Source organism: Hoeflea sp. (genome assembly GCF_984452065.1).
Map to the genome: position 1 here is coordinate 31,570 of NZ_CFHWAF010000004.1, position 14,487 is coordinate 46,056.

The 14,487-nt window shown below is 61.5% G+C and carries 10 protein-coding genes and 1 pseudogene; 4 read left to right on the forward strand and 7 right to left on the reverse strand.

Annotated elements, in window-relative coordinates; genetic code table 11:
- Positions 1 to 6: 6 nt before the first annotated feature.
- Positions 7 to 1,284, reverse strand: coding sequence for an imelysin family protein (locus tag AC5E6N_RS01715; protein WP_491746179.1), 1,278 nt, complete (start codon positions 1,282 to 1,284; stop codon positions 7 to 9).
- Positions 1,285 to 1,671: 387 nt separating this feature from the next.
- On the opposite strand from AC5E6N_RS01715, the gene AC5E6N_RS01720 reads away from it, so the two are divergent.
- Both AC5E6N_RS01720 and pgi read left to right on the forward strand, forming a co-directional pair.
- Positions 1,672 to 3,390, forward strand: a complete 1,719-nt coding sequence (locus AC5E6N_RS01720) for a long-chain-fatty-acid--CoA ligase (protein ID WP_491746180.1) — start codon at positions 1,672 to 1,674, stop codon at positions 3,388 to 3,390.
- 170 nt (positions 3,391 to 3,560) lie between these two features.
- Complete coding sequence (gene pgi, locus AC5E6N_RS01725; protein WP_491746181.1) at positions 3,561 to 5,186, forward strand: glucose-6-phosphate isomerase; 1,626 nt, start codon at positions 3,561 to 3,563, stop codon at positions 5,184 to 5,186.
- 67 nt (positions 5,187 to 5,253) lie between these two features.
- On the opposite strand, the gene AC5E6N_RS01730 is transcribed toward pgi, so the two are convergent.
- A complete protein-coding gene (locus AC5E6N_RS01730; RefSeq protein ID WP_491746182.1) occupies positions 5,254 to 6,750 on the reverse strand; it encodes a CoA-acylating methylmalonate-semialdehyde dehydrogenase in 1,497 nt (498 codons plus the stop codon).
- 128 nt (positions 6,751 to 6,878) lie between these two features.
- Between AC5E6N_RS01730 and AC5E6N_RS01735 the strand changes: the two genes are divergently transcribed.
- Positions 6,879 to 7,760: a LysR family transcriptional regulator gene (locus AC5E6N_RS01735; protein WP_491746183.1), complete on the forward strand. Its 882-nt coding sequence runs from the start codon at positions 6,879 to 6,881 to the stop codon at positions 7,758 to 7,760.
- A gap of 94 nt (positions 7,761 to 7,854) precedes the next feature.
- Here the strand turns inward: AC5E6N_RS01735 and AC5E6N_RS01740 are convergent, their stop codons facing one another.
- The 4 genes and pseudogenes from AC5E6N_RS01740 to pyrC all read right to left on the reverse strand — a co-directional run bounded on the left by AC5E6N_RS01740 (position 7,855) and on the right by pyrC (position 12,079).
- Positions 7,855 to 9,033: a carboxynorspermidine decarboxylase gene (locus AC5E6N_RS01740; RefSeq protein WP_491746184.1), complete on the reverse strand. Its 1,179-nt coding sequence runs from the start codon at positions 9,031 to 9,033 to the stop codon at positions 7,855 to 7,857.
- A gap of 1 nt (position 9,034) precedes the next feature.
- Positions 9,035 to 10,285: a saccharopine dehydrogenase family protein gene (locus AC5E6N_RS01745; protein WP_491746185.1), complete on the reverse strand. Its 1,251-nt coding sequence runs from the start codon at positions 10,283 to 10,285 to the stop codon at positions 9,035 to 9,037.
- 36 nt (positions 10,286 to 10,321) lie between these two features.
- A pseudogene (locus AC5E6N_RS01750) lies at positions 10,322 to 11,010 on the reverse strand (orotate phosphoribosyltransferase).
- A gap of 31 nt (positions 11,011 to 11,041) precedes the next feature.
- Complete coding sequence (pyrC, locus tag AC5E6N_RS01755) at positions 11,042 to 12,079, reverse strand: dihydroorotase (RefSeq protein ID WP_491746186.1); 1,038 nt, start codon at positions 12,077 to 12,079, stop codon at positions 11,042 to 11,044.
- Positions 12,080 to 12,300: 221 nt separating this feature from the next.
- On the opposite strand from pyrC, the gene AC5E6N_RS01760 reads away from it, so the two are divergent.
- Entirely contained in the window at positions 12,301 to 13,338 is a 1,038-nt protein-coding gene (locus tag AC5E6N_RS01760; RefSeq protein WP_491746187.1) for a M42 family metallopeptidase, read from the forward strand.
- 13 nt (positions 13,339 to 13,351) lie between these two features.
- Here AC5E6N_RS01760 and AC5E6N_RS01765 read toward each other — a convergent pair whose 3' ends face one another.
- Positions 13,352 to 14,407, reverse strand: a complete 1,056-nt coding sequence (locus AC5E6N_RS01765) for a dipeptidase (RefSeq protein WP_491746188.1) — start codon at positions 14,405 to 14,407, stop codon at positions 13,352 to 13,354.
- Positions 14,408 to 14,487 lie beyond the last annotated feature (80 nt).

The following is a 14,487-nucleotide window of genomic DNA, read 5'->3' on the forward strand; positions in this document are numbered from 1 at the left end:
TTGATCCTATTCGAAGACAGCGCCCGGATTGTCCAGGCTGTCGGAGCCTTCAAATTCGAGCTTGTCGATGTCGAGCGCCGCAACGGCGCGTTCGATCGATTTCGTCTGCTTGACCAGCGCGTCAATTGCGGCCTGCACGCGCGCATTTCCTTCTTCGTTGCCCTCGGCAATCTGCTGGTCATAGGCTTCGCCGCCCTCGGCTGCAGCGGCAATCGCCTGCATGGCCTTCACCGTTGCCTCGATATCGGCGCGAAGCTCCTTGTCGGTATCGGGCTGTGCCGCCCTGACCATGTCGGAGACCGAAGGGCCGCTGACAACCTTGCCGTCCGTGCGGGTATAGGAGCCTTCATAGACGTTGCGGATGCCGATGACGTCATAAAGGTGCGAAATGTGCGTGTTGTCTGAGAAGCAATCGTGCTCTTCTTCCGGATCGTGCAGCAGAAGACCGAGCTTCATGCGCTCGCCGGCAAGTTCGCCGTAGGACAGGGAGCCCATGCCGGTCAGGATGCGCACAATGCCCTGCTGCACGCCGCCATCCATGACGGCCGCGCGGGCTTCGCCGTCGGTGCGCCAGTTGGCGACCATTTCCTCAAGGTCATCGACGAGCAGATTCGCCGCCGCTGCCAGATACTCGGCGCGGCGGGCGCAGTTTCCGCCGGTGCAATTGTCGGCATCGAAATCCGTGTAGGGCCGGTTGCCCGCACCGGGTCCGGTGCCGTTGAGGTCCTGACCCCAAAGCAGGAATTCGATCGCGTGATAGCCGGTGGCGACATTGGCCTCGACTTCACCGACCTCATGCAATTCACCGGACAGCAATTGCGGCGTGATGGTGCTGGCATCGATGGGATTGCCGTCCAGCGTCAGGGACGGATTGGCGATGACATTGGCGGTGTAGAGCGGGTTGAGATCGGACTCGCCGCCATAGCTCGCATCGACATAGTCGATCAGCCCTTCATCCAGCGGCCAGGCGTTGACCCGGCCTTCCCAATCGTCAACGATCGGATTGCCGAAACGGTAGGCTTCCGTCTGCTGGTAGGGAATGCGCGCAGCCAGCCAGGCGTCACGCGCCTTGTTCATCGTCGCCTCGGACGGATCGGCGACAAGCGCACCGATGGCGACTTCCAGTGCCTTCGCCGCGATCAGCGAGTCCTCATAATTGGCCTCGGCGATATCGGCATAGGTCTTGAGAACGGCCTTGCCGTCGGCATCCGCATAGGCGGGATTGACGGCCATGGCCAGCGCGAAGGGCGCCGCAGCGGCGAATTTCCTCAATTCATCAAACATCGGGTGCTCCGGATTATCGAACTGTGTGCCAAACTGTCTGTTTCGGCCGCAAGAACGGCGCGCGTGCTGTCGCGATGCCTTGCCCACACGGCTGAAAGCTGTAAATCCCCATTATACATGATTGTCAAACTCTAATTTCAATAAAGCTTATTAATTCAATAATTTATATCAATTCTAAACTGCATGGGAGGTTCCGTGCCCGCTGCTGAGGGCGGGGAAAACCGGCAGCGGGCGAACTAAATACTTACTCTTACGTAAAATGGCACTTGCACAGCAAACCGGCTGACAATAAATCAGAAAGTCAGGGAGGCATGCCGAATTCGTGGCCGCGATATCGGCCGGGCATGCAGCAACATCAAAGCGCGCAAGCGCCGCCGGGAGGAGTTCATGACAAAAGCAGCTGAAAATACCGCAACCGCGGACAAGATCTGGCTGAAATCCTATCCGGAAGGCACGCCCGCCGAGATCGGCCCTCTGGAACACGCGTCCGTGGGCGCACTGATCAAGACAGCCTGCACGGACAATGCGGCGCGCCCCGCCTATACCTGCATGGGCAAGACCATCACCTATGGCGAGCTCGACATCTATGCCGCTCGGATCGGTGCATGGCTGCAGTCGCTTGGCCTCGAAAAGGGCGACCGTGTCGCCATCATGATGCCGAACATTCTGCAATATCCGATCGCGGCGGCGGCCGTGCTCCAGGCCGGCTATGTGGTGGTCAATGTCAATCCGCTCTATACGCCGCGCGAACTTGAACACCAGCTCAAGGATTCCGGCGCCAAGGCGATCTTCATCCTCGAAAATTTCGCCATGACGCTGCAGCAGGTCGTCGGCAATACCGAAGTCAAGCATGTGTGCGTCGCCACGATGGGCGACATGATGGGGCTGAAGGGCCTGCTGGTCAATTTCGTCGTAAGGCGGGTCAAGAAGATGGTTCCCGGCTGGTCCCTGCCCGGTCACGTGCCGTTCAAGGCTGCGCTTGCCGCCGGATCGGGCATGCGTTTCGAGCCGGCCGATTGCGGGCTCGATGACGTCGCCTTCCTGCAATATACCGGCGGCACCACCGGCGTTTCAAAGGGCGCCGCCTTGAGCAACCGGAACATCCTGTCGAACGCGGCGCAGAACCATGTCTGGCTTGACGCGTTGAAACGCAAGAAAAAGCTGCCGGACCAGATGGTCTATATCTGCTGTCTGCCGCTCTATCACATCTTCGCACTGACGGTGAACGCGATCATGGGGATGGACCAGGGCGCCCATAACATCCTGATCCCCAATCCGCGCGATATTCCAGGATTCGTGAAAGAGCTCGGCAGATACGAGTATCATGTCCTGCCGGGTCTCAATACGCTGTTCAACGCGCTGCTTGCCAATGAGGATTTCCGCAAGCTCGACTTCTCCCAGCTGGAGCTGACGATCGGCGGCGGCATGGCGGTCCAGCGACCCGTCGCGGAGCGGTGGAAGGAGCTGACCGGCTGCCCGATTTCAGAAGGCTACGGCCTTTCCGAGACGTCTCCCGTGGCGACCGCCAACCGGTTCGACGGCGACGGGGAGTTTTCCGGCTCCATCGGCGTGCCGCTTCCGTCCACCGATATCGACATTCGTGACGACGACGGAAAGTCGTTGCCGCTCGGCGAGGTCGGCGAGATCTGCATCCGCGGACCGCAGGTCATGGTCGGCTACTGGAACCGGCCGGACGAAACGGCGAAAGTCATGACCGAGGACAACTTCTTCCGGTCCGGCGACATGGGCCATATGGACGAGGACGGCTATGTGCGTATTGTCGACCGCAAGAAGGACATGGTGCTGGTCTCGGGCTTCAACGTCTATCCGAACGAGGTCGAGGAAGTCGCCGTCAGCCATGACGGCATCCTTGAGGCTGCCGCTGTCGGCGTTCCGGACGAGCACTCCGGCGAGGTGGTGAAGCTGTTCGTGGTCAAATCCGATCCGGCCCTTTCGGAAGACGATGTGAAAGACTGGTGCAAGGACAAGCTGACCAACTACAAGCGCCCGAAATATATCGAGTTCCGCGACGCGTTGCCGAAGACCAATGTCGGCAAGATTCTGCGCCGGGAACTGCGCGACGCGGACATCGCCAAATCGGCCTGAGCGACAGGCCCATGCGAAACCGAATGCACCGGCGGAAACGCCGGTGTTTTTTGTTGAGATGTTCCGATGTCATCGCATCAGCAGGAAAGCCGGTTCGCAAGGGTGATCTCTTGAACCAAAACCGGCGCGGTGGCATGTATGCGCGGCCTTGCAACGCTACAGGACATCCCATGATCCCCGACATCGCGCGATCCTTCCTTGAACTGCAGAGCCGGTATGCCGGTTCCGCACCGATGAACATGCGCGCGGCGTTCGACGAGGATCCGGACCGCTTCGAACGATTTTCGGCGCGGCTCGACGACCTGTTGCTCGACTATTCAAAATGCGCCGTGGATGCGCAGACAATGGCGCTGCTTGAGCGTATCGCGGCGGCGGCGAATCTCGAAGACAAGCGTGACGCGATGTTTGCCGGCGAGCATATCAACGCGACGGAAGACCGGGCCGTTCTGCATACGGCCCTGCGCAACCGCTCGGGCGAAGCGGTCCTTGATAACGGGCACGACGTCATGCCGGGCATCCGTGCGGTGCTCGATGCCATGGGCACGTTTTGCGACGGCATTCGCGACGGGACGATCACCGGCGCAACCGGACAGCCGATTTCAGATGTCGTCAATATCGGTATCGGCGGATCGGACCTCGGCCCGGCCATGACGTGCCTGGCGCTCGCTCCCTATTGCGACGGCCCCCACACCCATTTCGTCTCGAACATCGACGGCGCGCATATCGCCGACACGCTGGCCGGGCTGACGCCGCAGACGACGCTGGTCATCGTTGCATCCAAGACCTTCACGACCATCGAGACCATGACCAACGCGGCAACGGCCCGCAAATGGATCGCCGATGCGCTTGGCGAGGACGCGGTCGGTGCGCATTTTGCCGCTGTCTCGACCGCGCTCGACAAGGTCGCCGCCTTCGGCATAGCGCAAGACCGGATCTTCGGCTTCTGGGATTTTGTCGGCGGGCGCTATTCCATCTGGTCTGCCATCGGCCTGCCGCTGATGCTGGCGATCGGCCCGCAGCGCTTCGGCGAATTCCTCAATGGTGCACATGATCTCGACCGGCATTTCCGGGCTGCGCCGGCACTGGAAAATCTGCCGATGCTGCTCGGTCTCATCGGCTTTTTCCACCGGGCCGTCTTCGGGCTCGGGTCGCGCGCCGTCATCCCCTACGATCAGCGCCTGTCGCGCCTGCCCGCCTATCTGCAGCAGCTCGATATGGAATCGAACGGCAAGGGCGTGACGATGGACGGATCGGTGCTTGAGGGCCCTTCCGGTCCACTGGTCTGGGGCGAGCCGGGCACCAACAGCCAGCACGCCTTCTTCCAGCTCCTGCATCAGGGAACCGATGTTATCCCGGTCGAATTCATCATTGCCGCCAGGGGTCATGAGACGGAGCTCAAACACCAGCACGATCTGCTCGTCGCCAACTGCCTGGCGCAGTCGGAAGCACTGATGCGCGGCTGCACGCTGGAGGAAGCGCGTGCGCAGATGGAAGCGAAGGGAGCGGATACGGCGCTGGCGGCTCACCGCGTCTTTACCGGCAACCGCCCGTCGCTCACCCTCGTTTACCGGACACTCGATCCTTACACGCTCGGCCGCCTGATCGCGCTCTACGAACACCGGGTCTTTGTCGAGGCCCAGCTTTTCGGCATCAACGCCTTCGACCAGTGGGGCGTCGAACTCGGCAAGGAACTCGCTACGGCGCTGCTGCCGGTCGTCGAGGGCAAGGAGAGCGCTGAGGCCCATGACAGCTCAACCGCCGGGCTGGTTGCTTTTATCCGATCCGAAGCGACGTGATCGGCATATTTGCGTCAAAACGCCCGCCGGAAGGCGGGCGTTTTGTCGTCAGGTCTCGAAACTGCAATCAGTTCATCGTCGGGATGACAAATTCCGCGCCGTCCTTGACGCCGGACGGCCAGCGGGACGTCACCGTCTTGGTCTTGGTGTAGAAACGGAAGGCGTCGGGGCCGTGCTGGTTGAGGTCGCCGAAGGCCGAACCCTTCCAGCCGCCAAAGGTGTAATAGGCGATCGGCACCGGGATCGGAACGTTGACGCCGACCATGCCGACCTGAACGCGGGCCGAGAAGTCGCGGGCGGCATCGCCGTCGCGGGTGAAGATCGCAACACCATTGCCATATTCATGCTCGCTCGGCAGGCGCAGCGCTTCCTCGTAATTGTCCGCACGCACGACCGACAGGACCGGGCCGAAAATCTCCTCCTTGTAGATGCGCATATCGGGTGTGACATGGTCGAACAGGCAGCCGCCCATATAGTAGCCGTTCTCGTAGCCCTGCATCCTGAAATCGCGGCCGTCGACGACGAGCTTCGCGCCCTCCTCGACGCCCAGATCGACATAGCCCTTGACCCGCTCGAGCGCCTCACCTGTCACCAGCGGACCGAAATCGGCGGACGGATCGGTCGACGGGCCGACTTTCAGAGCTTCGACACGCGGCGCCAGCGCTTCGACGAGCCTGTCGGCTGTCTGCTGGCCGACGGGCACGGCGACGGAAATCGCCATGCAGCGCTCGCCGGCGGAGCCGTAGCCGGCGCCGACAAGAGCATCGACAGCCTGATCCATATCGGCATCCGGCATGATGACCATGTGGTTCTTCGCCCCGCCGAAACACTGCACGCGTTTGCCGTTGGCGCAGCCGCGGCTGTAGATGTACTGGGCGATCGGGGTGGAGCCGACAAAGCCGATGGCCTTGACGTCCGGATCGTCGAGGATCGCGTCGACGGCTTCCTTGTCGCCGTTGACGACATTCAGCACGCCTTCGGGCAGGCCAGCCTCGATGAAGAGTTCGGCAATGCGCATCGGAACGCCGGGATCGCGCTCGGACGGCTTCAGAATAAAGGCGTTGCCGACGGCAAGCGCCGGCGCGATCTTCCAGAGCGGGATCATCGCCGGGAAATTGAACGGGGTGATGCCGGCGACGACGCCGAGCGGCTGACGCATGGAATAGACATCGATGCCCGGCCCGGCGCCATCGGTGAATTCGCCCTTCATGAGATGCGGCGCGCCGATGCAGAATTCGACAACCTCGAGACCGCGCTGAATGTCGCCCTTGGCGTCGGGGATTGTCTTGCCGTGTTCGCGGGCGAGCAGTTCGGCAAGGGAATCGTATTCGGCATGCACCAGGTCCAGAAACTTCATCAGCACACGCGCCCGCCGCTGCGGGTTCATGGCCGCCCACTCAGGCTGTGCCGCCTTTGCATTCTCCACCGCGGCGCGCACCTCGGCAGCGCTTGCCAGGGCGACCTGGCCCTGAACCGTTCCGTCCATGGGCTGCAGCACGTCGGCCGAGCGCCCGCTTGTTCCGGCGACCGTCTTGCCGCCGATAAAATGTCCGATCTCACGCATTGAACACCTCCACAATTGATTGCCGGCATTGTGCGCCTTGGCTCCTGAAAATCAATGCGCAGACTATCGCATCCGTTGTGCGTATTTTATAGTTCGACCGTGTCGGATGTGCGGCAAGGTGAATTGAGATGAACTGGGACGATGTGCGTATTTTCCTGGCGGTGGCGCGGGCTGGACAGATTCTCGCCGCCTCGCGCCGGCTGGACCTCAATCACGCAACGGTCGGTCGCCGTGTCAGCGCGCTGGAGGCGTCACTCGGTTCGAAGCTTCTGATCCGCCGCACCAATGGCTGCGATCTGACGCCCGAGGGCGAAGCGTTTCTCGTTGCAGCCGAACGCATGGAAGCGGAGATGCTGTCGGCCCGGGCCGCGATCGGCATGACCGATATGGATGTATCGGGCACGGTGCGCATCGGGGCGACGGACGGCTACGGCGTTTCCTTCCTGTCGCCGCGCCTCGGCAAACTGGCGGAGCGCCATCCAGGTCTGAAGATACAGCTCGTGCCGGTGCCGCAGAGCTTTTCGCTGTCGCGCCGCGAAGCCGACATCCTGATCACGGTGGAGCGGCCCGACACCGGGCGGCTGATTACCCGCAAGCTCGTCGACTACACGCTGGCGCTTTTCGCCTCGAAATCCTATGCCGCCAAACACGGCCTGCCGGATGACGAGGAGGAACTGAAGCAGCATCGCCTTATCGGTTATGTGGAAGACCTGATCATCTCCCCGCAACTGCACTACCGGTCCGAATTCGCGCGCGACTGGGACTCCGATTTCGAGATATCCGCCGTGCTCGGCCAGATCGAGGCTGTCAGGGCCGGCGCGGGGATCGGCATTCTGCATACATTCCTCGCCCGGCCGCACAAGGAGCTCGTTCCGGTGTTGCCGCAAAGACATGTCGAGCGAAGTTACTGGATCGTCTATCACGAGAACCTGCGCGACGTGCGACGGGTCAAGGCCGTTGTCGATTTCATTGCACAGGAAACGGAACAGTTCAGGGAAAATTTCTTTTAGAAACAATTAGCTATTGCAATTTATGCTGCATCGCAGCAATTTATTGTGCGCAAAAATGCTGCGCAGCATTTCTGCAGCATAAGTGCAGCATTTTTCACGAGAGGCGGCCCTCGAAATCGTCATAGGAGAAGGTGCGGACGACATCCAGCGTGTCTTTTTTGCTGTCCCACAGGGCAAGCGCCGGCAGGGGCGTGCCGTTGAAGGTCGTCGCCTTGACCATGGTGTAGTAGCCGAGGTCCAGGAACACCAGCCGGTCGCCGATCTGCGGCGGGTTCTTAAAGCGGTACGTGCCGATGATGTCGCCGGCCAGACAGGTGGGGCCGCCGAGGCGGATAATGTCCGACGCATCCGCGCGCGGCTTCGTATCGCGCGGCAGGGTTTCGGCGCCAAGGACGTCGGGTGTAAAAGGCGCCTCGATCACATCCGGCATATGACAGGTGGCCGATGTATCCATGACGGCCAGTTCGCCGACATTGGCGACGCGGTCCAAAACCTGCGACACCAGCGCACCGGCATGCAGCGCCACGGCGGTGCCCGGCTCGAGAATGACCTTTAACCCGGTGTGGACGGCAAAATCTTTAAGCCGGCTTATGAGTTTATTAGCCGGAAAATTATCTTCGGTGATAAGAAGCCCGCCGCCCAGGTTGATCCATTCAAGGGCGCCAAAAAGATGCGCACAGTTGCGCTCGACCGCATCAAGGGTCCGGTCAAAGGCATCATAGGGATGATCGCACAGCATGTGGATGTGAATGCCGGACAAACCATCAAGGTCCGCGGCGGCAAGGTCGTCCGCCGGAACACCCAACCGGGACCAGGGCGCGCACGGATCGTAGAGCGGGTTTTCCACCTCGTTGTGTCCGGGATTGACCCGCAGCCCGAAGGACGTTCCGGGCACCGCCTCAAGGCGATCGCGAAAGCGACGCCACTGACCGGGCGAATTGAGGATCAGATGGTCCGCACAGGTCAGCAGTTCATCGACATCCTCGTCCTTCAGGCCGGGCACATAGGCATGCATCCGGCCGCCGAACCGGGTCTTGCCGAGGCGCGCCTCATAAAGCCCGCTTGCAGCGGTTCCGGAAAGATACTCCGATACGAGGCCCGCGACCGCAAAACAGGAAAAGGCCTTGAGCGCCAGCAGGATCTCGGCACCGCTTTCGTCGCCGACACGCTTGAGCAGCTTGAGATTGTCTTCAAGCCGCACCAGATCGATCACATGGCACGGACTCGGCAGGCGGGCGGTGTCGAGGCGTTCGAAATTGTGGTTGCCGCCCACATCACACCTCGGACGGGTATGGCCAGCTGCCGTCGAGCGGGAGCTCTTCGACCTGCCAGTCAATCCCCACGTCCGGCATCAGCGCCATGAAGGGATCGGGATCGAGTTCCTCGACATGCACCATGGTCTGCGGGTTCCAGGTGCCGTTTGCGACGAGCCGCGCCGCGGTGATCACCGGAATGCCGGTGGAGTAGGAAATCGACTGGCTGCCGACCTCGCGGAAATTTTTCTCGTGATCGCAGTTCGACCATAGGAAGACGCGCTCGTCCCTGCCGTCCTTGCGGCCGCGCAATTCAACGCCGATGCAGATCTTGCCGGTATAGCCCGCCGCCAGCGATGCAGGATCGGGCAGCAACGCCTTGACCAGGCGGTTGGGCGCAACCTTCACACCGTCCACCTCGACGGGCACGGACGATGTCAGGCCGAGATTGTCCAGAACGTTGAAGACGTTGAGATAATGCTCGCCGAAGCCCATCCAGAACGTGATGCGGTGCGTGTCGGGAAAGTTGACCGCCAGCGACTGTATCTCGTCATGGCCCATGGAATAGACCCGGTGCGTGCCGACCTGCGGCAGGGAAACATCCATCCAGTGCGAGTGCCGCGGGATGGTTTTCCAGGCCTTGTCTTCCCATGTGATCACGTCTTCACGGATCTCACGCAGATTGATGTCGGCATCGAAATTGGTGGCGAAATAGCGGCCATGGCTGCCGGCATTCACGTCGATGATGTCGATCGTGTCGATCTCGTCCAGAAGGTGCTTACGGCCATAGGCGCAGAAGATGTTGACCACACCCGGATCGAACCCCATGCCGAGAAGCGCACTGATCTTCCTTTCGGCAAATTTCGGGCGGCGCGGCCATTCGACATAGGAATACCAGGGCGGCTCGATGTTCTCGACGAATTCGTCCTCGGCGAGCGCCGTATCGAGATAGTTCGCGCCGGTGTCGAGGCAGGCGTCCAGGATCGTTTCATTGCAGTAGGAGGAGGCGACGTTGAGGACGAGACCGGCATCAAGGTCGCGGATGAGACCGGTCATCGCATCGAGATTGCGGGCGTCGACCGTGCGCACCTCAAGAACGGGCTCGCCGCCGGCCCAGCGCTCGCAGATCTCCGCAGCGATGCGGTTCAGCTTGTCCGCGCTGCGGGCGGCGAGCGTGATCGTCCCGAAGTCTTTACGGAACTGAACGGCTTTGTTGGCCGTGACCTGACCGACACCGCCGGCCCCGACAATCAACAGGTTGGGCTTTGCCATCGCCGTCTCCCATGGAAAATGAAAACCGAAGCGCCGTCAGGGTTTTTCGGGCAGTTCCGAAATGCCACCGTTGCTGCGTGACCATTCCAGCGGCGCGTTGAGGAACGCCTCGACCTGCGAATGGGTCTTTTCGTCGAAATAACGGTTTTTGCGCGACAGCGCCAGCACGTCCCACCAGGTTGCGAGATAATGCAGTTCAAGGCCGTTTTGCCGCAACCGGTCCGGCGCCTCCTTGAAGAGGTCGTAGTAGAAGACCGCGAAGGTGTGGTCGATGGTGGCGCCGGCCTTGCGGATCGCCTCGGCGAACTTGATCTTGCTGCCGCCGTCCGTCGTCAGATCCTCGACCAGGATGATCCTGCTGCCTTCGGGCATTTCCCCTTCGATCTGCGCGTCACGTCCGAAGCCTTTCGGCTGTTTGCGGGCAGGCCCATGCGCTCCGAAATCCAGGCGGCGAAGGGAATGCCGGCCGTCTCGCCGCCGGCAACGCCGTCAAAACGCTCGAAACCGGCGTCGCGCATGATCGTTCCGACGGCGAAATCCATGATCGCCGAACGGATACGCGGAAAGGAGATCAGCTTGCGGCAGTCGATATAGACCGGGCTCGCAAGGCCCGAGGTGAAGGTGTAGGGCTCGTCGGCGCGGAAATGGACGGCCTTGATTTCAATCAGCATCTTGGCGACCAGTTCGGCGGTCAGCGCCCTGTCGGGATAGGTATTGGTGAACATGACAGTTTCCTTCGTTTTCGCCCTGCTCGGCTCAAGCAACATCCCAATAGAGAGGGAACATCGGATCGAAAACGGTCACCGGTCCTGACCCCGTCTCAATCCGTTCGGGATAGCCGACCGGCTGCGGTCGCCTGACCAGCCTGATCGTGTCCTCATTGACCGGCAGCCGGTAAAAGCCCGGCCCGTTCAGCGATACGAAGGCCTCGAGCCGGTCAAGCGCGCCCTCCTCCTCAAAGACATGCGCCAGACAGGACAGGGTGTTGATTGCGGTAAACACGCCGGCGCACCCGCAGGGGCTCTCCTTGTCCGTCTCAAGATGCGGCGCGGAATCGGTTCCCAGGAAGAACCGCCTGTTTCCGGACGTCGCGGCCCGGCGCAGCGCCAGCCGATGGCTCTCCCGCTTGGCGACCGGCAGACAGTAATAATGCGGCTTGATCCCGCCGGTGAGAATAGCATTGCGATTGATGATCAGATGGTGGGCCGTGATCGTTCCCGCGATGCCCTCCGAAGCGTTTTCCACATAATCGATCCCGTCGCTTGTCGTGATGTGCTCCATGATGACGCGAAGCTCCGGTATGCGCTCGCGCATCGGATCCAGAACACGCTCGATAAAGACCGCCTCACGGTCGAAGATGTCGATCTCGCTGTCCGTCACCTCGCCATGGACGCAAAGCGGGACACCGGCCTCGGCCATGCGCTCGAGCACGGGATAAACCGCCTCGACGTTGCGAACGCCATTGTGCGAATTGGTCGTCGCCCCGGCCGGGTAGAGTTTGACCGCGGTGACCGAGCCGCTTTGAAAACCGGAGACGACGTCTTCGGCTTGCGTATCCTCGGTCAGGTAAAGCGTCATCAGCGGCGTGAAACTGTCGCCCTCCGGGAGGGCCTTTTCGATACGCTCCCGATAGGCGTCGGCATCCGCCGTGGTGGCGACGTGCGGCACCAGATTGGGCATGACGATCGCCCGGGCGAAATAGCGGCTGGTGTGCGGGAGTACCGCTTCAAGCATGTCTCCGTCGCGGAGATGAAGGTGCCAGTCGTCAGGGCGGCGGATCGTGAGTTCCTGCATAAATAACCCGTTTTGTCGTGAAGCGTTTGGCGGCTTTTCAAGCCAGGCCGTTTCAGTGACCTTCTTTACAAACAAATCACGCCGAGAGCCAGAACGGAACGGGGCTTTGTGCTGTTTTTCCGTCGTTTTTGCGCGCGGGCGATTTTGCTGTCATCGCCAATCCATTGCTTCTATGATCCGCCCGCGTGCAATCAAAGCCAATCCCAGGAGATCTTGCCGACATGAATGTGGACCTTCTTCGCCGTCTTTGCGAGACGCCGGGCGTTCCGGGACATGAGTATCGCGTGCGGGCACTGATCGAAGCCGAAGTCGGACCGCTGTTCGACGAGACGGTCGTCGATCCGATGGGATCGCTGCTGTGCAAGCGCAATGCGCGCAAGAAGGTGAAGGACCCGAAAAAGGTCATGCTGCTGTGCCATATGGACGAGATCGGCTTCCTGGTCTCCCACATCACGGAAAAGGGCTTCATCTATGTTCATCCGGTCGGCGGCTTCGACCCGCGCAATCTCTTTTCGCGGCGCGTGCTCGTCTCGACGGATGACGGCGACCTGAAGGGGGTGATGAACCCCGGCGGACGTCCGATCCACATCTCCTCGCCGGAGGAGCGCAAGAAGGTGCCGGAAGTGTCGGAATTCGTCATCGATCTCGGGCTGGGCGAAAAGACGCACGAGCGGGTCAAGGTCGGCGATATGGTGACGATGGACGAACCGCTTATCGAGATGGGCGACAAGATCGTCTCCAAGGCGCTCGACAACCGTGTCGCCTGCTGGCTCGGCATCGAGGCGATCCGCGCGCTCGGCAAGGCCAAGCACGGCTGCGAGATCCACGTCGCCTTCACCTGCCAGGAGGAGGTGGGGCTGCGCGGCGCGCGCACCGCGTCCTTCGCCGTCATGCCCGATATCGGCATCGGCATCGACACGACGCTCGCCTGCGACACGCCCGGTGTTCCCGAACAGGACCGGACCACGCAGCAGGGCAAGGGTTTCGGGCTGCATGTCAAGGACTCCAGCTTCATCGCGGACCGCGATCTCGTCGCCGATATGGAAGCGATCGCCGTCAAGCGGAACATTCCCTATCAGCGCACCATGCTGCGCGCCGGCGGGCAGGACGGCGCGGCGGCCCAGCAGGCCGCGGCCGGGGCTCGCGCCGTCGGCATCGTTGTGGGCACACGCTATATCCACACGGTGACCGAGATGATCGACCGCGGCGACCTGGAAGCCGCGCGCAATGTTCTGGCCGCCTATCTGAAACAGGCATAGGGCGGATCCGGTTTCAGGCCCCCCAGGTTTTCTCCAGCACACGCAGCCAGTTTTCATGGCAGAGCTTGGCGAGCAGCGCATCGTCATAGCCGTGCGCCCGCATGGCCTCGATCAACTTCGGCAGGCCCGACACGTCGCCGATCTCCCTCGGCACGACGGCCCCGTCGAAATCCGATCCGAAACCGACCCGATCCTCGCCAGCCACGAAAATGAGATGATCGAAATGGCGCAGCACCTGTGACAGCGGAACGTCCGGGAGCATGCGGCCGTCCTCGCGCAGGAACGATGCCGCGAAATTGACGCCGACCATCCCGTCGCTCTCGGCGATGGCCTTGAGCTGATCGTCGGTGAGATTGCGCACATGCGGGCAAAGCGCATGGGCATTGGAATGGGTGGCGACCAGCGGCGCGTCACTGAGACGCGCGACATCCCAGAAGCCCTTTTCGGTGATGTGGGACAGATCGATCATGATGCCGAGGTCGTTGCAGCGGCGCACAAGACGGACACCCGCCTCTGTCAGGCCGCCTCCGGTGTCGGGAGAGCCCGGAAACCGGAACGGCACACCCTCGCCGAAAATGGTCGGACGGCTCCAGACAGGCCCGAGCGAGCGCAGTCCGGCGTGGTACAACACCTCCAGCGCATGCAGGTCCGCATCAATCGCCTCCGCGCCTTCCATATGCATGATCGCGGCCATGGTGCCTTTCTCAAGGCATTGGCGCAGTTCGCCGACCGTGCGGCAGATCTTCAGCGCACCGAGGTCCTCAAGCCTGAAGAGGATCGCCGCCTCTTCCATGCACACCTGGAGCGCATTCTTCGGATTTTCCGGCGGCGGCAATGCGATATCGTATTGCGGCGCCTCCATGAGCGTCAGGTCTTCGTCCAGATCCTCGATCGTCGGGATCCAGATGGCGAAGAAACCGCCGCCAAGGTTGCCTGCCTTTGCCTTCGGTGCATCGATGTGACCCTTGACGCCGGTAAGGAATTCGGCGGCCGCGTCAACGCTTCCGGCCTTGAGGGTTCGTGTCAGAACGTCGTTGTGCCCGTCGAATATGCGTGTCGTCGGTATCATTCAAAGCGCCTTTCGCCAGAGGCCGGACCTTGTCCTGCTTCCATCAGCGCCGTGTCAAAATCAAGAGCGTTTTTGAATGT